This is a genomic window from Paenactinomyces guangxiensis (assembly GCF_016055185.1).
In the GTDB taxonomy this organism is placed as follows: domain Bacteria; phylum Bacillota; class Bacilli; order Thermoactinomycetales; family Thermoactinomycetaceae; genus Paenactinomyces; species Paenactinomyces guangxiensis.
The window spans coordinates 88,641-110,197 of sequence record NZ_JAECVR010000007.1 but is presented as its reverse complement, the minus strand read 5'-3'; the positions used below and the strand labels follow the sequence as shown (position 1 = coordinate 110,197).

General features: G+C 45.5%; 19 protein-coding genes, 1 pseudogene and 1 riboswitch. Of the genes and pseudogenes, 17 read left to right on the top strand and 3 right to left on the bottom strand.

The window, feature by feature from the left end; translation table 11 throughout:
* Window positions 1-5: 5 nt before the first annotated feature.
* A complete protein-coding gene (locus I8U27_RS08860; protein WP_181751755.1) occupies window positions 6-305 on the bottom strand; it encodes a metal-sulfur cluster assembly factor in 300 nt (99 codons plus the stop codon).
* A gap of 182 nt (window positions 306-487) precedes the next feature.
* Here I8U27_RS08860 and recA point away from each other — a divergent pair, with 182 nt between their 5' ends.
* The 16 genes from recA (at window position 488) to I8U27_RS08780 (ending at window position 16,627) form a co-directional block, all read left to right on the top strand.
* Entirely contained in the window at window positions 488-1,588 is a 1,101-nt protein-coding gene (gene recA, locus I8U27_RS08855) for a recombinase RecA (protein WP_181751657.1), read from the top strand.
* A gap of 37 nt (window positions 1,589-1,625) precedes the next feature.
* The gene (locus I8U27_RS08850) at window positions 1,626-2,282 is read left to right on the top strand and encodes a RecX family transcriptional regulator (RefSeq protein WP_181751658.1); all 657 of its coding nucleotides are present in this window, start codon (window positions 1,626-1,628) and stop codon (window positions 2,280-2,282) included.
* Window positions 2,282-3,265 carry a metallophosphoesterase family protein gene (locus I8U27_RS08845; RefSeq protein WP_181751659.1) on the top strand — a complete coding sequence of 328 codons (984 nt, stop codon included), beginning with the start codon at window positions 2,282-2,284 and terminating at the stop codon, window positions 3,263-3,265. Before I8U27_RS08850 ends, I8U27_RS08845 begins: the two co-directional genes overlap by 1 nt.
* Complete coding sequence (locus tag I8U27_RS08840) at window positions 3,262-4,740, top strand: AAA family ATPase (RefSeq protein ID WP_181751660.1); 1,479 nt, start codon at window positions 3,262-3,264, stop codon at window positions 4,738-4,740. The genes I8U27_RS08845 and I8U27_RS08840 overlap by 4 nt, the downstream gene beginning before the upstream one ends.
* Window positions 4,715-4,960: a hypothetical protein gene (locus I8U27_RS08835; RefSeq protein WP_181751661.1), complete on the top strand. Its 246-nt coding sequence runs from the start codon at window positions 4,715-4,717 to the stop codon at window positions 4,958-4,960. Before I8U27_RS08840 ends, I8U27_RS08835 begins: the two co-directional genes overlap by 26 nt.
* On the top strand, window positions 4,961-5,638 hold the full coding sequence (locus I8U27_RS08830; RefSeq protein WP_181751662.1) for an ATP-binding protein: 678 nt from the start codon (window positions 4,961-4,963) through the stop codon (window positions 5,636-5,638).
* Between the two features lie 212 nt (window positions 5,639-5,850).
* Entirely contained in the window at window positions 5,851-7,392 is a 1,542-nt protein-coding gene (gene rny / locus I8U27_RS08825) for a ribonuclease Y (protein ID WP_181751663.1), read from the top strand.
* Window positions 7,393-7,448: 56 nt separating this feature from the next.
* Window positions 7,449-8,243 carry a TIGR00282 family metallophosphoesterase gene (locus I8U27_RS08820; protein ID WP_181751664.1) on the top strand — a complete coding sequence of 265 codons (795 nt, stop codon included), beginning with the start codon at window positions 7,449-7,451 and terminating at the stop codon, window positions 8,241-8,243.
* 117 nt (window positions 8,244-8,360) lie between these two features.
* Window positions 8,361-8,621, top strand: a complete 261-nt coding sequence (locus I8U27_RS08815; RefSeq protein WP_022737614.1) for a stage V sporulation protein S — start codon at window positions 8,361-8,363, stop codon at window positions 8,619-8,621.
* A gap of 75 nt (window positions 8,622-8,696) precedes the next feature.
* Window positions 8,697-9,668: a dipeptidase gene (locus I8U27_RS08810; RefSeq protein WP_181751665.1), complete on the top strand. Its 972-nt coding sequence runs from the start codon at window positions 8,697-8,699 to the stop codon at window positions 9,666-9,668.
* A gap of 235 nt (window positions 9,669-9,903) precedes the next feature.
* Window positions 9,904-11,664 carry a 2-oxoacid:acceptor oxidoreductase subunit alpha gene (locus tag I8U27_RS08805; protein ID WP_181751756.1) on the top strand — a complete coding sequence of 587 codons (1,761 nt, stop codon included), beginning with the start codon at window positions 9,904-9,906 and terminating at the stop codon, window positions 11,662-11,664.
* Window positions 11,651-12,517 (top strand): 2-oxoacid:ferredoxin oxidoreductase subunit beta, encoded by an 867-nt coding sequence (locus tag I8U27_RS08800; protein ID WP_181751666.1) that lies wholly within the window; start codon window positions 11,651-11,653, stop codon window positions 12,515-12,517. The genes I8U27_RS08805 and I8U27_RS08800 overlap by 14 nt, the downstream gene beginning before the upstream one ends.
* 64 nt (window positions 12,518-12,581) lie before the next feature.
* A complete protein-coding gene (locus I8U27_RS08795; RefSeq protein WP_181751667.1) occupies window positions 12,582-13,322 on the top strand; it encodes an MBL fold metallo-hydrolase in 741 nt (246 codons plus the stop codon).
* A 91-nt stretch (window positions 13,323-13,413) separates the two neighbouring features.
* Window positions 13,414-13,515, top strand: a riboswitch (purine riboswitch).
* A 136-nt stretch (window positions 13,516-13,651) separates the two neighbouring features.
* Window positions 13,652-14,239: a xanthine phosphoribosyltransferase gene (locus I8U27_RS08790; protein ID WP_181751668.1), complete on the top strand. Its 588-nt coding sequence runs from the start codon at window positions 13,652-13,654 to the stop codon at window positions 14,237-14,239.
* Between the two features lie 130 nt (window positions 14,240-14,369).
* Window positions 14,370-15,410 carry an L-threonine 3-dehydrogenase gene (tdh, locus tag I8U27_RS08785; protein ID WP_181751669.1) on the top strand — a complete coding sequence of 347 codons (1,041 nt, stop codon included), beginning with the start codon at window positions 14,370-14,372 and terminating at the stop codon, window positions 15,408-15,410.
* Between the two features lie 41 nt (window positions 15,411-15,451).
* Entirely contained in the window at window positions 15,452-16,627 is a 1,176-nt protein-coding gene (locus I8U27_RS08780; RefSeq protein WP_181751670.1) for a glycine C-acetyltransferase, read from the top strand.
* 90 nt (window positions 16,628-16,717) lie between these two features.
* On the opposite strand, the gene I8U27_RS08775 is transcribed toward I8U27_RS08780, so the two are convergent.
* Window positions 16,718-18,184 (bottom strand): NAD(P)/FAD-dependent oxidoreductase, encoded by a 1,467-nt coding sequence (locus I8U27_RS08775; protein WP_181751671.1) that lies wholly within the window; start codon window positions 18,182-18,184, stop codon window positions 16,718-16,720.
* Between the two features lie 453 nt (window positions 18,185-18,637).
* Here I8U27_RS08775 and msrB point away from each other — a divergent pair.
* A pseudogene (msrB, locus tag I8U27_RS08770) lies at window positions 18,638-19,066 on the top strand (peptide-methionine (R)-S-oxide reductase MsrB); the annotation flags it as partial.
* 90 nt (window positions 19,067-19,156) lie between these two features.
* On the opposite strand, the gene pepF reads toward msrB, so the two are convergent.
* The gene (gene pepF, locus I8U27_RS08765) at window positions 19,157-20,977 is read right to left on the bottom strand and encodes an oligoendopeptidase F (protein ID WP_181751673.1); all 1,821 of its coding nucleotides are present in this window, start codon (window positions 20,975-20,977) and stop codon (window positions 19,157-19,159) included.
* Window positions 20,978-21,557 lie beyond the last annotated feature (580 nt).

Sequence of the window (21,557 nt, the reverse complement as noted above, 5' to 3'; positions counted from 1 at the left end):
TACGTTTAATCACTGATCCCGAGAGCAATTTTCGCGTAGCGGGACATCCGGCTTTTATCCCAGGGTGGATCCCAGACGATATTCACTTCTACCTCTTTGACACCGTCTACTTTTCTTACTGCATCGGTAACCAGGCCATTGATCATGCCGGCAAGGGGACAACCCATCGCTGTCAAGGTCATCGTGATTGTTACATTGCCTTCGTCATCAATATCGACATCATAGACGAGCCCCAGGTTGACAATATCGATCCCTAACTCAGGGTCATTGACTTCTTCTAATTGTTCCATGATCTCTTCTTTCATTTTTTCTTTCTCCACTGCTTACCACCTTCCTCTCTTCTTGTAATGTACCACAATTGGATGATGACTAACACAGCTGATGAAAAAACCGAATAAATGTTCGTAAATGACCTTGGCAGACAGGAGAAAAACATGTATGATGTTGATAGTTGACTAATTGGGAGACAAAAAAAGGAGGAACGTGCATGTCAGATCGTCGTCAGGCGTTGGAAATGGCACTTAGGCAAATAGAAAAGCAATTTGGTAAAGGTTCCATCATGAAGATGGGGGAAGAAACTGCACCGCAAGTGGAAACTGTCTCCAGTGGTGCGCTCGCTTTAGATATCGCCCTGGGAATCGGCGGCTTCCCGCGCGGACGGATCATCGAAGTATATGGTCCCGAATCCTCAGGGAAAACGACAGTGGCTCTGCACGCCATTGCCGAAGCACAAAAGCTGGGAGGGCAAGCTGCTTTCATTGATGCCGAGCACGCGCTGGACCCGATTTACGCTCGCAATTTAGGGGTGAATATCTCAGAACTGCTGTTGTCCCAACCGGATACAGGGGAGCAAGCACTTGAGATTGCTGAGGCACTGGTTCGCAGCGGTGCTGTGGATATCATCGTTATCGACTCTGTTGCGGCGCTGGTTCCTAAAGCGGAAATAGAGGGAGAGATGGGCGATTCTCACGTCGGTCTGCAAGCACGTTTGATGTCCCAGGCGCTGAGAAAGCTCTCCGGTGCCATTAACAAATCGAAAACAATCGCGATTTTCATTAACCAGATTCGTGAGAAAGTGGGAATTATGTTTGGAAATCCCGAAACCACGCCTGGCGGACGTGCACTCAAGTTTTACTCCAGTGTTCGCCTGGAGGTTCGCCGGGCTGAAACAATCAAGCAGGGCAGTGACATGATTGGGAACCGCACCCGGATCAAAGTAGTGAAAAACAAGGTCGCACCACCATTCAAACAGGCCGATGTGGACATCATGTTCGGTGAAGGAATTTCCAAAGAGGGAAGTGCGCTTGACATTGCTGCAGAATTGGATATCGTGAATAAGAGCGGTGCCTGGTACTCCTTCGATGGCGAACGTCTGGGACAAGGAAGGGAGAACGCCAAGCAATTTTTGAAAGAGAACCCGGAAGTCTACCTCAAAATCGAAAATCGCATTCGCAGCCACTATAATCTTCCGTTCATCCAGGCAGACGGCGGAGAACAAAAGGAAGAAGCCCCTGCTGCCGGAAAGAGCGAGAAGAAAACGAGAAAGAGCAAAGAAAAAGTAGTTGAGGAGCCCTCATTGGATCTATAATTCTTGAACCGTCTGAACGGAAGAGGTGAGAGGCACCATGGAGACAAACCTCATCACCCGTATCGAAAAATCTTCAAGCTATTCAAAAAGATATCGTATCTATGTGAACGGAGAATTTCTTTGCTCCGTTCATGAAGATGTTTTGGTAAAACATCACCTCTACAAAGGAATGGCCGTTAACCAGGAGCAGATCCAGGAGTTGCTGGCCGCAGAAGAATACAACAGAGTAAGGCTGGCCGTTCTGCGCTACCTCAGCTACAGACCGCGTACGGTTTGGGAAGTGAAGCAGTATATCGCGGGAAAAGAATTTAGCGAGGAGCACGGTGAAAAAGTGATCATCGAAATGCAGCATCTGGGCTATTTGGATGATCGCAAGTACGCCAAAGCATGGGTTGAAGAGAGGCGAAACACAAGAGGCTATGGTCCGATACGCTTAAGACAGGAACTCATGAAGAAAAGGATTGTCGCCAAATGGATTGACGAGGCATTGGGCCATACGGAGGAAGAAGAGGAGCGCCATCTGGCAATGAAAGTTGCCGAAAGGCGCTATCTTCGTATTTGCCGTGACCCCTGGCCAAAGGTAGAGCGGAAACTGGGACAATACCTGCTTCGCCAAGGATTTTCGGCCGATATCGTTTACTCGGTCTTGGATGTTTTTCGATCGCGACATGTGGAGGAAGAGAGGAATTTTTAATGCGCTTGCTATATCTGACTGATACTCATATCCGCGGAACATCACCACGAAGCCGGACAGATAACTTTCAGGAAACGATTCGACGGAAATTGGAAGAAGTGATTGAAATTGCTGAACGGGAGCAGGCAGATTTTATCCTGCACGGGGGAGATGTCTTTGATCGCCCGAATCTCTCCCCGGCTGTTGTCCGGGAGTTTGCCAGCCTGTTTCGCCGGTTTCGAGTTCCGATCTATGCGATTGCAGGTAACCATGATATTTTTGGGCATAACCCCTCGACGATTGATCGAACCATGTTAGGGTTGTTAGACGCTTTTGGCACTTTGCAACTGATCGGGGAAGGGGAAAAGGTACCTCTTGAAAAAGACGGCCTCCTTGTGCAACTGAGCGGACAACCCTTTCATTACGATTTGGATAAACGGGATGCATCTCTGGATTATCAGGTGCAAAATGAAATCGGAGCCCGGTACTGCATTCATATGGTTCATGGTATGCTGGTAGAGAAAGCACTGCCCGACGGGGTTGTTCACACGATGGTGAATCAGGTGTGGAGCGACACTGTCGATATTTTGCTGACAGGGCATTATCATACGGGTTTCCCCGTCCAGCAGCAAAACGGCAGATATATCATCAATCCGGGAGCACTTGCACGAATCAATAACCACCCTTCAGAAATGAAACGAATGCCCCAAGTTGCACTTATCGATTTAAAGGAAGAGATTCAAGTTCGGCTGATTCCTTTGAGATGCGCCGCCAAAGGTGATACTGTGCTGGACCGTTCTTACATCGAAAAAGCAGCTTACAGGCAGGAAAAGTTGGCCTCTTTTGTGCAACAGGTGATGGAAGCCGGAGATTTTCACGGGATTGATGTAATAGATATCATTAATGAGATCTCTCACTTAAACGGAATGGAAGAAGAAGTGAGATTTGAAGCTTTAAGACGGATTGCGGTGGAGCAGGAAGCAGAGGGGGAGGGCATCGATTGAATCACTTCAAAAAACTCATTATTGAAAATTTTCAATCTCATCAATATACAGAGATTGACTTCTCCCAGGGTTTAAATGTATTTGTCGGCGCTTCTGACAGTGGGAAAAGTGCGGTTTTGCGCGCTTTACGCTGGGTTTTGTTCAATCAGCCCAGAGGAACGGATTTTATTCGCACCGGAGCCAATCAATGCCGCGTCAGCCTTACCTTTGCCGACGGGACGGAAGTGGTACGGGTGAGAAGTTCATCGATAAACCGTTATCTCTTACGAACCACTGATGGGGAGGAAAAGGTGTTTGAAGGATGGGGGACCGGAGTTCCCCGGGAAATTACAGATGTACATGGTATTCAAGTGGTCAAGCTGGATCAAAAAGAAATTTATGTTCACTTCGGGACCCAGTTGGAAAGTCCGTTTTTACTGTTTGAATCTGATCGAAATAAAGCAAAAACGATCGGGCGGATCAGCGGTGCGCACATCATTGACAATGCCCTCAAAAAAACGAGCAGTGACCGGCAGGCGACCAACACCCAGATCAGACAACTGGAACAACAAGCGGAACAAATGAAAGAAAAACTGAAGCCGTATGAGAATCTCCCCTTGCTTGAACAGGCTCTTGAGCAGACAGAAGCTGTTTATATCCGGGCGAAAGAGAAAAAACATAGATTTGAACAGCTGCAAAAACAATTACATAAGCTTCAAGCTGTTCGTACCGAGAAACAAATCTGCCAGCAGGTGGTACAACAGTTGGAAAATCTTCCTCTTGCAGAGCAAATGATGTGGGGGATAGAAGGTAAAGGTGCTCTTTATCATCAACTTGCCAGATTACTGGAAAAAAAGCAGAAGATTGAACAGGAACAGGAGATTTGTTTCAAAAAAATAGAACAGTCTCAGGCTCTGCCACAAGTAGAAGGATTGCTGTCCTCCCTGGAACAAAAACAGAGGCAGCTCATTCAAATGTACAAGGTACAAAAGAGATGGCAGCAAATGTTGAGACAGAGACAGCGGGAACAGCGGGTGGCACAGCAATTGGTTCACGTTCCCGATGTGATCAAGATGACGGAAAAAATGCAGGATAAACTATCTCAGTTAAAATCATTCATCCAATTGTCCGTAAAATGGAAAAAGGTAAATGCGGAAATCCAACACATCCATCATATTGTTAAGACGTGTGAGGGAGTTCCCCAACTACTGGACAAGAAACTCCCGGACTTAGAGCAAAAGTTAGACCGCTTGCACCGATTACGAATTGTCGGTGAAAAATGGGCGGATACCCGCCGGAGAGTCGGTAAAGGGAAACAATTTTGCCGGGAAAAAGCGGAAGAAATGGCCCGTCTGACAGACCAGTGGGCCGGGCTGTTAAAACAGTTGGAAAGATGCCCAACCTGTGGGTCTCATATTGACTCATCGGTGCTTGAACATATTATGGAAGAATATCGAGGAGGTTCCTCTCATGCAGCAGCTGGAAGAGAAGATTAAACAAATTAAAATCCAATTGGATAAAGCGAAAAGTGATCTTTTAAGAGCAGAAGCCAGATTGGAAAACCTGGAACGGCAAGAAGAAGAAATCATCAAAGAATCAAGAGAACTTGGAGTTGAACCCGACCAATTGCAAGCGGAAATTGCCCGTCTGGAGAAAGAGATCCATGAGGAATTGGAGAAAGCATGGAGACTGCTTCCCCCGGAGTTGAGGAAGTAGATGGAGATAAACTCTGCGTTTGCTGAATTGGAAAGAGCACTTCAACAGTCAAAAAATGAGTTAGTGAGCAAAAAAGCGAAACGGGATCTTCATTTGCAACATTTGCAGGAGATTGAAGAAAGATGGAGTGAATGCAATAACCGGCGGGATTTACTGGATAAAGTGCGTGTTTTGTTGCAGATCTCTTCTGAACATGCCCGCCTGCAGGCCAAACAGCAGTTGGAAACTCTTGTCACCAATGCTTTACAGTATGTGTTCGGTTCAGCATTCCGCTTTGAAATCGAACTCTCTGATCATGGTGGTAATCCGACAGCTGATTTTTATGTTGTAACCGAGTGGGAAGGACAGACGATTAAAAACAAGCCCCAGGATTCTCGGGGCGGAGGGATTGTGGACGTTGTCTCCCTCGCTTTGCGGATCGCTTTAATCGAGACGGTGAAACCCCGTCTTCCGGGACCGATCATCCTTGATGAACCCGGCAAACATGTGAGCGAAGATTATATTGTTCCAATGATTGAATTTTTGAAGTCGGTTGGAGAAACATTTGGACGTCAGATCATTTTGGTCACCCATAATACAGACTTGACGGAATCTGCGGATACTGCTTATCATGTGCGTCTTTCCGGGGGCAAGTCTGAGGTGCAGATGAGCCGTTACCTTGACAATGGGATTGCATAAATAATACAATTGAACTGTATCTTTGCATTTTAGACGTGAAAGATACCTCTGGTTCCATGTTTGCCTGTATGTTTAACTGAGAAAGAAAATGTATTTTCGCTGGGATTTCCAGCCTTCACCTGGTATAGCAATAACATGAGAGACGAACGAGAGAAGACCGAGTTCATCGGTCTTGTTTTTTAAATAAAAACAGAGGAGGTGAGCAATAATCGATGTTTCAACTGCCTCACATCATTTTGCTGTTTGCCTCTCTGGGAATAGGCGTAGGAGCAGGATATTGGATTCGTAAGACAACAGCGGAAGCCCGCATCGGCAGCGCGGAAAAAGAGGCTGCAGCGATCCTGGAAAAGGCTGAAAAAGATGCGGAAGCTCTGAAGAAAGAAAAGATCTTTGAAGCGCGGGATGAAGCGCATCGACTCCGTGGTGAAGCGGAGAAAGAGATACGTGAACAGCGCAATGAATTGCAACGGATTGAACGACGGCTTAACCAAAAGGAAGAGACACTGGAACGCAAGCAACATGTTTTGGAAAAACGTGATGAAGCTTTAAATCAAAGAGAGAAGCAAATCGAAATTCAAGAGCAGAAAATTGAGCAGCTATACCAGGAACAAACGAAAGAGATGGAACGGATTTCCGGACTGACTTGTGATGAGGCCAAACAGTTAATTTTAGCCAAAGTAGAGAATGAGATGCGACACGAAACGGCGCAAATCATTAAAGAGATGGAGCAGCAGGCCATTGAAGAAGGGGATAAGCGAGCCCGCAACATCTTGTCTTTAGCTATACAGCGTTGTGCTGCCGATCATGTAGCAGAAACGACTGTTTCAGTTGTGACTTTGCCGAACGATGAGATGAAGGGGCGGATTATCGGGCGGGAAGGACGAAACATCCGCACATTGGAAACTCTTACAGGGATCGATCTCATTATTGACGATACTCCGGAGGCGGTGATCCTGTCCGGCTTTGACCCCATTCGCCGTGAAGTGGCACGGGTAGCGTTGGAGAAACTGGTCGCTGATGGACGGATTCACCCGGCGCGTATTGAAGAGATGGTGGAAAAATCAAGACGGGATGTGGACGAGCGCATTCGTGAATATGGAGAGCAGGCCACTTTTGAAACGGGTGTGCATGGTTTGCATCCTGACTTGATCAAGATAGTGGGTCGTTTGAAGTTCCGTACCAGCTATGGCCAGAATGTGTTGAAGCATTCCATGGAAGTGGCCCATTTAGCAGGTTTGCTCGCAGCCGAGCTGGGTGAAGATATCCATCTGGCGAAACGGGCCGGTCTGCTGCATGATATCGGAAAAGCGATTGACCATGAAATCGAAGGCTCCCACGTAGATATTGGCGTGGAGCTGGCTAAAAAATACAATGAACATCCGGTCGTCATTAATAGCATTGCTTCCCATCACGGGGATGTGGAGGCGACAAGTGTCATTGCTGTCCTGGTACGGGCGGCAGATGCATTGTCAGCGGCTCGCCCGGGTGCGCGGCGTGAAACGCTTGAGGCATATATCAAACGTTTGGAAAAACTGGAGGAGATCTGCGAGTCCTTTGACGGCGTTGAGAAGTCATATGCCATCCAAGCCGGGCGTGAATGTCGCATTATCGTAAAACCTGATGAAGTGGATGATGCCGAGTCAAGCCGTTTGGCAAGGGAGATTACCAGGCAAATTGAAAACCAATTGGATTATCCCGGCCATATCAAAGTGACGGTCATTCGGGAAACGCGATCGGTCGAATATGCAAAATAAAGTGGCCTTTGGCCGCTTTATTTTTTTAGCAAGTAGGTTGGAGGCTATAAAACCTTATGAGAATTTTGATGATCGGAGATGTTGTCGGCTCTCCGGGACGCGAGACTCTGTCCAGCTATTTTCCCCAGTTGAACAATCTGTTTACACCCGATGTCATCGTAGTAAATGGTGAAAATGCGGCGGGCAACGGGCGGGGAATCGGACGGACGATCGTACGTGAACTGTTTGAACTGGGAGTTCACTGCATTACGCTGGGCAATCATGCCTGGGCACAAGCAGAAGTATTTGATTTTATTGATGAGGAACCGGGGATCATTCGTCCGGCTAATTTCCCCATGGATACACCGGGAAAGGGATATACAGTGATCCAGTCTCAAGCCGGGAAGCTAACAGTTATCAATATCATGGGCAGAACTTTTATGGCTACTCTGGATTGCCCGTTTCGCACGATGGATGAAATCTTGGACCAAATACCTCCTTCGTCGTATATTTTGGTAGATATTCATGCTGAGACCACATCGGAAAAACAGGCAATCGCCTGGTATCTCGACGGGAGGGTTTCTGCCGTAGTCGGAACGCATACCCATGTGCAAACGGCAGATGAACGAATTCTTCCCAAAGGTACGGGCTACATCACCGATGTGGGAATGGTAGGGCCTTATGACGGCATTATAGGCATGGAGAGAAGTACGGTCATTAAGCGCTTTTTAACACAAATGCCTGTCCGCTTTGCTGTGGCCAAAGGAAGATGTCAGTTAAATGCAGTGCTGATCGATCTGGACAAGCAGACAAAAAAAACAAAGCAACTCAAACGAATTCGCATTGATGTGGATACCCCTCTGATTGGTTGAATTGTATAATTTTCTTTCTAATTTTTCATTCGTATCTATGTGAAGGAGAAGGAATTTTTACGAGATGGTCGAATAGGATAAAAGTGGACTCACTCTAACCATCGAGGAGGTACCTTCATGGAAGTATTAAAAGTTTCAGCAAAATCCAACCCGAATTCTGTCGCAGGTGCACTTGCCGGCGTCTTGCGTGAACGCGGCCAAGCAGAGATGCAAGCCATCGGTGCAGGAGCGCTAAACCAAGCTGTCAAAGCCGTTGCGATCGCACGAGGATTTGTTGCGCCGAGCGGGATCGACTTGATTTGCATCCCGGCCTTTACCGACATCGTCATCGATGGTGAAGAGCGAACCGCTATCAAGTTGATCGTCGAACCCCGTTAATAGAGGGATCAATAGATTTAAAAAACCTGTTTAAACATAACAGGTTTTTCTTTTATTTACTTGGAGGGAATACATATGCGCTCTATGGATGGACATTGTGATGTATTGTTAAAGATGTGGTTAGATCAGGAGCACTCTTTCTATGATACTCATTCCAATCTGGATGTAACTTATCTCCGCTTGCGAGAGGGGCAGGTTGGCTTGCAAACTTTTGCAATCTATATTCCGCCAACGGTTGCAATCGGACAGAAATTTGAGGTCGCAGTCAAACAAATTGATGAGTTTTATGAAAAAGTGATTCAAGACGGGGAAAAGATGTTTCTTGTTACTTCCGGAGAACAGCTTGATGAATGTTCTCCTGCTCGTATAGGAGCACTCCTTTCACTGGAGGGGGCAGACGCACTTCAAGGGGAGTTGAAGTATCTTCGCACCTTTTACAGGCTGGGTGTCCGTAAGATGGGGCTTACTTGGAATCATGCCAATGAAGTGGCCGACGGAATCCAGGAGGAACGCGGGGGAGGGCTTACATCTTTCGGACGTGAAGTGGTGGAGGAGATGAAAAGGCTGGGCATGATTCTTGATGTTTCCCATCTTTCCATCAAAGGTTTTTGGGAAGTGATTGAATACCCGGATTTACCGGTTTATGCATCCCACTCCAATTGCCGGGCTGTATGTCCCCATGTCCGTAACCTGGAAGATGATCAAATTAAAGCTTTAATCAATAGAGACGGACTGATCGGTATTACCTATGTTACTCACTTTGTGAAATTTCCACATGGCGAAGTTACGATTGATGATCTCATCAAGCATATTGAACATGTATGTGAACTCGGCGGAGAAAATCAAATTTTCTTTGGTTCCGATTTTGACGGAATTGATAAGAAAATTCGTGATCTGGAACACGCCGGTCAGGTGAACAATCTGAAAAAAGCGCTGTTGAAGCGGTATCCGGAAACGTTGGTAAAAAAGTGGGCCTGGGAGAACGGATACCGATTTTATTTAAAGAACTTACCGTCACAAAATGTTAAAAAAACCGGAGCAATATAAGGGTTTATTTTTATGAGACGGTTATATTGGATAAAAAGAAACGATAATTGAAGGATTGGGGAGAGATGACGGTTGCTTTTTACCCAGGAGAGGACTAGAATTAATACCAGATAGAGCTCTATCGACTCACCACAATTACGATTTGTTCCTTCGCTTTGTGAAGAGCCGATATAACCTATTTATTTAACTTAATCATTGTGTTAGTTGTGTGGGAGTATTAAAGGAGATGAGTTCATTGATCAAGCAGCTTTCGTGGAAAGTGGGCGGACAACAGGGGGAAGGTATTGATAGTGCTGGTGAAATCCTGTCTACCGCACTAAATCGCAAAGGTTATTACCTATATGGATACCGGCATTTCTCCTCTCGGATTAAGGGGGGGCACTCCAACACCAAAATTCGAATCAGCACAAACCCGATCCGCTCCATTTCTGACGAGCTGGACATTCTTGTTGCATTCGACCAGGAAACCATTGACCTTAACGCCTACGAATTGATCCCAAATGGTGTGATTTTAGCTGATGCTAAATTTAATCCAACCGTGCCGGAAGGAGTTTCTGCCCGTCTTCTCGCAGTGCCATTCACCAAAATTGCCGAAGAAGCGGGAATGGCTCAAATGAAGAACATGGTGGCAGTCGGTGCTTCCATCGCGCTGTTGGGTGTTCCGTTAGATTCGTTCAAAGATGTGATTGAAGAAAGATTTGCGAGAAAAGGTCAAAAAGTTGTAGACAAGAACATGGAAGCGATCTCACGAGGTCTGGAGTTTGTCAAGGAGGAAGCAGAATCCGCGATCCCGGATTTCCAACTGCAACCGTCTGATGGCAAAAAGCGTCTTTATATGATCGGAAATGATGCAATCGCTCTGGGAGCGCTGGCAGCGGGTGCCAGACTTATGGCGGCTTATCCGATTACTCCGTCTTCAGAGATCATGGAATATCTGATTAAGAAGCTGCCGGAATTTGGGGGTACTGTGGTTCAAACGGAAGATGAAATTGCTGCCATGACCATGGTGATCGGTGCCAACTACGGGGGGGTACGTGCTCTCACTGCATCTGCCGGCCCCGGTCTCTCTCTGATGACCGAAGCGATCGGCTTAGCGGGTATGACGGAAACCCCTGCAGTGATCGTAAATACTCAGCGTGGGGGTCCAAGTACAGGTCTGCCGACGAAACAAGAACAAAGCGACGTGCTGGCAATGTTGTACAGCACACACGGAGAGATTCCAAAAATCGTCATCGCTCCGAGTACGGCGGAAGAATGCTTCTATGATACGATCCAGGCATTTAATCTGGCCGAGATATATCAATGCCCGGTCATCATCTTGTCTGATCTGGCACTCTCCCTGGGTAAACAAACAGTTGAGCCGCTTGAATATGACCGAATCAAGATTGACCGCGGTAAACTTGTTTTAGACGATGAAGAGTTGCCACAACTGGAAAACTCGGAATTATTCCCACGGTATGAGTTTACAGAAGACGGTATTTCGCGCCGTATCTTGCCGGGTAAGAAAAACGGCCTGCACCATGTAACCGGGGTTGAGCACGATCAAACAGGTCGTCCGTCCGAAAACCCAGTTAACCGTAAAGAGATGATGGAAAAGCGGTTGCGGAAGCTGGAAAACGGAATCCAATTTGAAAATCCTGTCTTCATCGATGCTGAGCATGAAGAGGCAGACCTGCTGATTGTCGGCTTCTGCTCCACCCGCGGAACGATTCATGAAGCCAAAGAGCGTTTGGAAGCAGAGGGGATGAAGGTCAATCATGCCCATATCCGCCAAATTTTGCCGTTCCCAACTGATCTTATGGCGGAACAAATGAAAAAAGCGAAAAAAGTAATTGTCGTTGAAAATAACGCAACAGGACAACTCACCAATCTGATTAAAATGCATGTGGGAATGGCGGAAAAATTGGTTCATTACGGAAAATATGATGGAAACCCGTTCCTGCCATCCGAAATCTACAATCAATGTAAGGAGCTGTTGGTTCATGGCCACATTTAAAGACTTCCGCAACAAAGTGAAACCCAATTGGTGCCCGGGTTGTGGTGACTTCTCTGTGTTGGCCGCCATGCAGCGCGCTTTTGCTAATGTTGGGCTGGAGCCCCATGATGTCGCCATCGTTTCAGGCATCGGTTGTTCCGGCCGGATTTCCGGATATGTGAACGCGTATGGTTTCCACGGAGTTCACGGGCGGGCTTTGCCGATCGCACAGGGTTTAAAACTCGCCAACCGCGATTTAACCGTAATCGCAGCAGGCGGAGATGGTGATGGTTTTGCAATCGGAATGGGACATACCGTTCACGCCATTCGCCGTAATGTTGATATCACCTATATTGTTATGGATAACCAGGTATACGGCTTAACTAAAGGACAAACCTCACCCCGCAGTGAAATGGGCTTTAAAACCAAGAGTACGCCAAACGGATCAATCGAAGCTGCTATCAATCCGATGGAGATGGCACTCACAGTCGGGGCAGGCTTTGTGGCTCAGTCCATGTCCAGTGACTTGAAACAGCTGACCCGGGTAATTGAGGAAGGGATCAAGCATAAAGGCTTCTCTTTGATCAACGTATACAGCCCTTGCGTGACCTACAACAAGATCAACACCTACGACTGGTTTAAAGAGCATATCTTCAATTTGGACGATGATAAAGATTACGATCCTGCAAACCGTTCCATGGCAATTCAAAAATTAATGGAGCATAACGGTTTGGTAACGGGAATTATCTATCAAAACAAAGAGAGCAAGTCTTATGAAGAGATGATCAAAGGCTTTAAAGAAACACCATTATCCAAACAGGATCTCTTGATTAACAAAGACCAGTTTGATAAATTGGTGGCAGAATTCGCATGATAACTAAAGCCAGCCGCTTCCTTATTTGAAGGAAGTGGCATTTTTTATAGGAAGGATGTTGCCTGTGCGTTTCACTGTCTTGGGTTGTCATTCCCCGTTTCCGGGTCCGGGAGGTGCAACTCCAGGCTATTTGCTGGAGGCAGGCGGAAAGAGAATTTTAATTGACTGTGGCAGTGGTGTTCTGGCCCAATTGGGAAAAATGATTTCTCCTTGGGATTTGGACGGGGTTATTCTATCTCACTTACATCACGATCATATTTCTGATTTTTTTGTTCTTCAGTATGCCATTATGACGGCAATGAAGTTGAAAAAAAGAACCTCTCCTTTGCCGGTTTGGGCACCTGAAAAGCCTGGTCACTGGTATTCAAAATTGAGCTTTGGAAACTACATTGAAAAGCATATCATCAAAGAGGGACTGACCGTAGATGTTGGAGACCTGCTAAACATTCGCTTTTATCGGACTGACCATGGCATCCCGTGCTATGCGATGAATATTACAGACGGGACTCATAGCATTTTATACGGGGCTGATTCGGGTGTAAATACGAATTGGGAGTTGATGACAGACTCCCCTGATTTATTTATTTGTGAGGCCACCTATTTAGATCAGGATTTGCCACCTGGTCCCACAGGTCATTTATCTGCTAAACAAGCGGCCCGGGCAGCCAATCGCATTCAGACGAAACAATTGCTTCTTACCCATTTTTTCCCGGGTTATGAGCCGGAACAGATTCAGCAGGAAGCTGAAACAGTTTTTGCGGGAAAATGTCGGATTGCTGCCTCCGGCTTGCAAATAGATCTCTGATCTTGCTGGCCAAACTCACGTTTAGAAGCGGGACACTGATGGTATTCCGGCCCTCTACTTTTTCCGTTCATTGATTTAGGGTATAATGCAGCTTGAACAGAATCATACATCTCATATAATCGTGAGGATAAGGCTCGCGAGTTTCTACCGGATCACCGTAAATGATCCGACTATGAGTGAGCGAGAGCAAGGGACTTATGTTTGGACCCTGGTCTATTTCTTTCGTAAACGGAAAGGAAATGATGGTGTCAGATAATGCTCAAAAGAGCCTGCTCACTCCATGTGTGTGAAAGGGCCTTTTGAGCTTTTTATTTTAGGGAGGAATCATTTTGCAATTGTTAAAAGAGAAAATACTGCTTGAAGGTAAAGTGCTTTCCGATGAGATATTAAAAGTGGATTCATTTTTAAATCATCAACTGGACCCGGTGTTGATGAAAGAGATGGGTGCGGAGTTTGCCGGGCGTTTTGCAGATCAACAGATTACAAAGGTGTTAACAATTGAATCTTCCGGTATTGCACCAGCGATGATGACAGCTTTAGAACTGGGAGTTCCCGTTGTATTTGCGAGAAAGAAAAAATCGTTAACGTTAACGGAGAAGGTTTACCAAGCCGAAGTTTTTTCATTCACCAAACAGGAGATGAACATGATTACTGTCTCCAAGGATTATTTAAGCTCTAATGACCGTGTACTGATTATCGACGATTTTTTGGCAAATGGACAGGCGGCCAAAGGTTTAATTCAAATAGTTAAACAAGCGGATGCCGATTTGGCCGGACTGGGCATCGTCATTGAAAAATCATTTCAAGAAGGAGGCAAAAAGCTTCGTGAGTCAGGAGTTCGTGTAGAATCACTGGCAGAGGTTGCGTCACTGAAAAACGGGCAGGTCACTTTTTTAAGCCGTCTGTGTAAAAATTAACTGGATCATCCGGACTTATGTTGTCCGCGTAATGCGGACATTTTTTTATTTTACGCATTTGTCATAATCAGTTATAATCAAATGAGTATTTATTAGTATGACAGTTGGATGGGAGAAAGGAGTGTCCGTCGTGGAAGGAATCATGCGTGCTCTCGTTAAACATCATAAAGGTGAGGGTGCTATCTTAAAAGAGGTGCCCATTCCATCAATTGGGCCCGATGAAGTGCTGATTCGTGTGAAAGCGACCAGTATCTGTGGCACTGATGTTCACATTTATACATGGGATGATTGGGCGGCAAGCCGGATTCGTCCCCCCTACGTGTTTGGCCATGAATTGGGCGGAGAAGTTGTACAGATCGGGGAAAATGTAACTTCTGTGCAACTTGGAGACCACGTTTCCGCAGAGACGCACATTGTATGCGGCCATTGTTCCGCCTGTCGCCGCGGAGACGCACATGTCTGCCTGAATACCAAAATTATTGGTGTGGATCGCGACGGATGTTTTACTGAATATGTGGCCTTGCCGGCATCAAATCTGTGGAAGAACAGCAAGGAGCTCCCTTTCGAAATCGCTTCCTTAATGGAACCCATGGGAAATGCGGTTCATACGACGTTATCTGAATCGATCGTTGGTAAGGCGGTAGCAGTTGTCGGTTGCGGACCTATCGGACTGATGGCGGTGGCTGTAGCCAGAGCGTCAGGAGCTGCCAAGGTAATTGCTTCCGATCTGAACGAATATCGCTTAAACCTGGCTGAACAAATGGGGGCAACCCATCTCATCCGGCCCCGGACAGAAGATCCGGTTCAAACAGTAAAAGCTATCACAAAAGGAGAAGGGGCCGATGTTGTATTGGAAATGTCCGGTCATCCGACAGGGATTCGCCAGGGTTTTGAAATGATAACTCACGGTGGCCGCATTTCCTTACTTGGTTTGCCCGGCCGCCCGGTAGAATTAGATATCACAAACGATATCGTTTTCAAGGGGATTACCGTTCATGGGATTACAGGGCGCCGAATGTATGAGACGTGGGAACAAACTGCGGGGCTGCTGGAATCCGGTTTAGTGGATCTTAAGCCCTTGATCACCCATCGTTTGCCGCTCGAAGATTTTGAAGAGGGATTTGAACTAATGAAAAGCGGAAACTGTGGCAAAGTGGTTTTCACTGTATAATGGATGCGTAACACTGAAGCGATGTAAAGAGGTGATAAAATATGTCAGGATTTGCCCACCTGGAAAAAGAGATTCAAGAATGGAAAACAGCCGGTACTTTTCGTCCGCTCACCGAATTGGAATCGGAGCAAGGCTCTAAAGTCAGGATTCGCGGCCAAGAAGTGATTCAGCTGTCTTCCAACAACTATCTCGGGTTAACGACTCATCCGCGTCTGAAACAAGCGGCTCTGGAAGCAGTTGAAGCGTTTGGAGCGGGAACCGGTTCTGTTCGTACGATCGCGGGAACCTTCAGTATGCACGAAAAGTATGAAAAACGACTCGCTAACTTTAAACATACTGAAGCAGCCCTTGTGTTCCAATCCGGTTTTACTGCCAATGTGGGTGTGGTTTCATCCATCTTAAGCGATCAGGATGTGGTAATCAGCGATGAGCTGAACCACGCGAGCATCATTGACGGGATTCGTCTGACCAAAGCAGGACGGCGTATTTATAAACACTCCGATCTGGATGATTTGGAGAAGGCGCTGCAGGAAACCCAGTCTGCCCGTGTACGTCTTGTGGTTACTGACGGAGTTTTCAGTATGGATGGAGATATCGCACCATTACCTGAGATCGTGGAGCTCTGCGAAAAGTACGATGCGCTGGTGATGGTAGACGATGCCCACGCAAGCGGTGTCCTCGGTAAAAACGGACGTGGAACGGTAGACCACTTTGGTCTGCATGGTCGTGTCCATATCCAGGTAGGCACCCTTTCCAAGGCAATCGGGGTTTTGGGAGGATATGTAGCCGGCCCAAAAGTGTTGCGTGATTATTTGATCCATCGCGCCCGTCCTTTCTTGTTCAGCACCTCTCATCCGCCGGCAGTAACCGCTGCCTGTAATGCTGCACTGGATGTGCTGTTAGAAGAACCACAACTGATTGATCGCTTATGGGAAAACACCCGTTTCTTTAAAGAAGGCCTTAATAACCTTGGGTTTGACACCGGGAGCAGTGAAACACCGATTACCCCGGTGATCGTCGGTGACGATGCTCTGACGATGCGCCTCTCAGACGAGTTGTTTGCAGAAGGTGTTTATGCCCAGGGAATTGTTTATCCAACAGTTGCAAAAGGCAAGGCCCGGGTTCGTACTATTGTCACGGCCGTTCACAGTAAAGAAGAACTGGAGTATTGCCTCACCAAGTTTGAGAAAGCGGGTAAAAAGTTAGGTATTATTTAATAAAATAAACCCCAGCCGGAGATATAGCTGGGGTTTATATATACATCAAGCGGCAGGACACAGACTATTCAATATGTCCGCAAGTTGTTTCTAAACTTGTTGAACAGCAGGGTGGGAGTGTTCCTTTAACTTTTTTACAATATCTCTTGCGATCCATACACCGCAAGCACTTGCCTGGGCAAGACCGCGAGTGATACCCGCACCATCTCCGCCGATGTAAAGTCCGGTGATTTCAGATTCAAAGTGGTTGTTTAACTTGGGACGAGCGGAGTAAAACTTTGCCTCTACACCATAAAATAAGGTGTGTTCTGAGGAGATTCCCGGCGTTACATGATTAAGCGCTTCAACCATTTCAATCAGGCTTTTCATGGTGTTATATGGTAACACAAGACCCAGGTCCCCGGGTACAGCCTCTTTTAAGGTTGGATTGATAAATCCTTCTTTGATTCGTTTATAGGTGGAACGGCGCCCTTTCATGATATCTCCGTATTTTTGCACGATAACCCCGCCATTGGAGAGCTGGTTGGCCAGGCGCGATACTTCGTGGGCATATTCGGTGGGTTGATCAAACGGCTCATCAAACTTATGGGAAACAAGCAGGGCAAAATTGGTGTTTTCACTTCCCAGACTTGGATCTTTGTAAGCATGCCCGTTTGCCAGCATAATTCCCGAATGGTTCTCAACAACGACATGCCCGGAGGGATTGCTGCAGAAAGTCCGGACCCTGGTTCCCACAGAAGTATTAAAAATAAACTTTCCTTCATACAGATGCTGGTTAATTTCTTCCATGACCATATTGGATGTTTCGACCCGAACACCGATATCAACCTGATTGGCGGACATTTTCAGACGCCGTTTCTTAAGGATTTTTGCCAGCCATGCTGAACCGTCACGGCCGGGAACAATCACAACTTTTTCGGCGCGTATTTTAGTCCCATCCTTTAATTCCACACCTGAGACTTGATGTGCCTGGTCTTTCTTCTCAGTTACTAGATCGACCACTTCAGTTTTATACATCATGTCAAGTTTATTTTTTAGATATTCATAGATGCTGGTTAAAATCTTCAAGTTTTGTTCCGTACCTAAATGACGCACCTGTGCACGCAGCAACTTTAGTCCGGCAGAATAAGCTTTTTTCTCAATTTTCCGCACCTGATCTGTAAGTGGATCAGTAATGGTGTCTGTTGCGCCGTGTTTTAAATTGATTTCATCCACATATTTAATCAAATCTATAACCGTTTCCGTCGGTAAATAATCAGTCATCCAACCGCCAAATTCACTGGTGATGTTAAATTTACCGTCAGAGTATGCCCCTGCACCTCCAAATCCGTTGGTAATCGAGCAGGCGGGTACACAGCCGGCAAAATCTTTTTTTCCGGCTGCGGGGGGACATTTTTGTATTTTTTTCTGTAAAATGGGGCAATTGCGCCTATAGATGTCATGGCCTTTATCAATGAGCAGAATATTGGCTTCCGGCATTTTTAGTGATATTTCATAACATGTAAAAATACCGGCCGGTCCTGCGCCGACAACAATCACATCATATTTTGATTTCATATGGAACCCCCATATAAATTACAGTTTGATTTCTTATTTAGAATGCTTCAGGAAAAGAATCGTTTTCAAAAACCTTTTGGTACTATATCAGACAAACGGGTTTTAATCAATGGGGAAATATATAGTAAATGCGAACAATATTAATTTATTATCTTTTATTGTTCGTATATAAGCAGTTTGCTTGTGATTTAACAAGCATCCACTGGCTGGGATCATTGGAAAGAGATGGAGAAAGAACCCTGCAACCTTTTTTCATTGACAGGCTTCTGTGTTATATCCATGATGTCTGGACAGGATAATGATAAAGATTTGATGATTCTACACTTGACTTCCCCTGGGAGTACAGGTACTGTCAAACTTGAAGGAAAGCCATCTGAGCGGAGAGTGATTCTTATGCAGAGGGAAACGAACGAAATAAAAAGAAGCAGACACAATCGTGCAGAACAGGAACAGGTAAAAAAGAGATTAAATAAACTGCAGTACGAAGTGACTCAAAACAACGGCACGGAACCGCCTTTCAGAAATGAATATTGGGATAATAAAAAAGAGGGAATTTATGTAGACATTGTCTCGGGTGAGCCCTTGTTCAGCTCGTTGGACAAGTTTGATTCCGGCTGTGGCTGGCCCAGTTTTACAAAGCCGATCCATCAAGAGCAAGTCATAGAAAAACCGGATTACAGCCATCAGATGATCCGTACGGAGGTGAGAAGCAGAGAAGCGGACTCCCATCTCGGGCACGTGTTTAATGATGGCCCCGGGCCGACCGGTTTGCGATATTGTATCAATTCAGCGGCCTTGCGTTTTATTCCCAGAGAAAATATGGAAAAAGAAGGATATGGTGACTATTTATATCTGTTTGAGGGTGAGGGAAAAAAATCTTAAGATTTGCGGGCCCCATTTCAACGAGATGCAGTTCACAACAAAAACCCCGGCCTGATTCAAAAAATAATATGGGCCGGGGTTTTTGTTGTTTTATAGTGTGAACAGAAGTTGCTCCATTTCATCCAATTTTTCCGCAAAAACTTGTAAAGCTTGCCGGATTGGCTCAGGTGAGGTCATGTCGACGCCCGCTTGTTTCAAAATTTCAATAGGATAATCTGAACTTCCGGCATTCAAGAACTTCAGATAGCGGTCTACAGCCGGTTGTCCCTCTTCGAGAATTTGCCTGGACAGAGCGGTAGCAGCACTGAAACCGGTCGAATATTGATAAACGTAGTAATTGTAGTAGAAATGGGGGATTCTTGCCCATTCTAATCCGATTTCCTGATCAATGTTAATCTCGTTTCCATAATACTTTTTATTTAAATCGTAATAGAGAGAAGTTAAAAGATCCGGGGTTAATGCTTCACCATCCTGTGCTTTTTGATGAATAAGATGTTCAAACTCAGCAAACATCGTCTGCCGGAACACGGTGCTCCGGAATGATTCAAGATAGTGATTTAACAGATAGAGTCGTTTTTTGTGATCATCGGTCGTTTTCAATAAATAGTCATTGAGTAATGATTCATTGCAGGTAGAAGCAACTTCAGCGACAAAAATAGTGTAATCTCCATAAACATAAGGCTGTGTTTTTCGTGTGTAATAGCTATGGAGGGAGTGACCGAATTCATGGGCCAGGGTAAAGAGATTATCAATATTGTCTTGCCAGTTCATTAAAATGTAGGGATTGGTGCCGTACGCACCGGAAGAATAAGCACCGCTTCGTTTCCCTTTATTTTCATAAACATCCACCCAACGGTTTTGAAAGGCTTCCCTGAGGATCGCTAAATACTCCTCCCCTAAGGGTTTCAATCCTTTTAGCAATATTTCCTGTGCTTCTTTGTAGGTAACCTTAAACTTGACGTCCTTAATCAGCGGTGTATATAAATCATACATATGTAAGTCGGAAAGTCCGAGAGCACGCTTCTTGATGGATACATACTTGTGCAGGAGATGTAAGTGATCATTTACAGTGTGTACAAGTTGATCGTAAACTGTTTCCGGAATATGATTACTGTTTAATGCCGCCTGCCTGGCAGATTGATATTTCCGTACACGTGCAAAAAAGTTATTTTTCTTCACCGCACCGCTCAATGTGCTCGCAAACGTATTTTTGTATTCTCCATACGTATGATACACTGCATGGAATGCCTCTTTTCTAACCCGCCGGTCACTGCTTTCCAGAAAATGAACAAAGCGGCCGTGTGTTACTTCAACCCGGTTTCCGTCTTCATCAACAATGGAAGGAAATTTCAGGTCGGCGTTGTTTAACATGCCAAAAGTATTGCCGGATGACCTCATCACATCTGCTGCCTGTGAAAGTATTGCTTCCTCGGTTGCGGATAACACATGAGGGCGCTTTCGGTTTAACTCATCCAGTGCTTGTTTGTACACCCTTAACTGGCTGTTTTCATTTAGGAATGTTTGAATGGTTTCTTCACTGATCGCGAGGATCTCCGGTACGATATAGGCCTTCATACTGGAGGCTTCGGTATACAATATGGTTGCCCGGTCATTTAAGGCCTGATAGAAAGAGTTTGTCGTATCTTGATCATACCGCATGCGTGCATATGTAAATAATTTTCCTAAACGCATGTCAACCTCATCTTTATATTGTAGCGCGGCTAATAAGTTGTTCGCTGAGTTGCCTAACTTTCCTTTAAATTCCCCAATTTTGGGGAGCATCTTTTTAATTCGCTTAAATTCCTGTTCCCATGCTTCATCGGTTTCAAAAATATCTTCTAAGCGCCAAGTATATTCTTCGGGAATCTCAGAACGAAGCGGTAACTTTTTAGTGTGATTTTGTTCTGTCATTTTTGCTCCTCCTGTTTTTAATATATAAATCATGATGTTGTTGCATAAACGCAGGAATGCCATGGGGACAGATGATATTTATGCAACATGTTCCATTGTTTCAATTATACTATTGTCAGTTCTATTGTACTAATTATTTTTACATGTTTTTCCGATCAATCAAATGAGAGGACTCGTTAGAGAACGGTAGTGAGCATCTGTTTTGATTTGTTTAAACCTTTTAAAAAGGTAAAAAGGGATTAAAACTATCCTTTTCATTAGTGGCCATATTAGATATATTAATGTTGAAAGTGTTTTTTGGGACAAAAACTCAATCGGGCCGGGACAGGTTGCATTTTTTACGAGATGGAGGATAAAGGAGTCTGCTCATTTGTAATCGATTACATTTCCTATAGGTGTGGGTTGCGGGATGAGGTGTAAAGTCCCGGACAAAAAAATGTTTATCAGTAACATTATCAAACTTTGAAGGTGTCAACCCCAGCCCAGGAGAATTTTTAAAGGATAGAAAAAATTGTACTCCTGACAACTCTTAGTGAGAAAATTTAAGGGTGCTCATCGATTACCATTTTATTAAGCACGA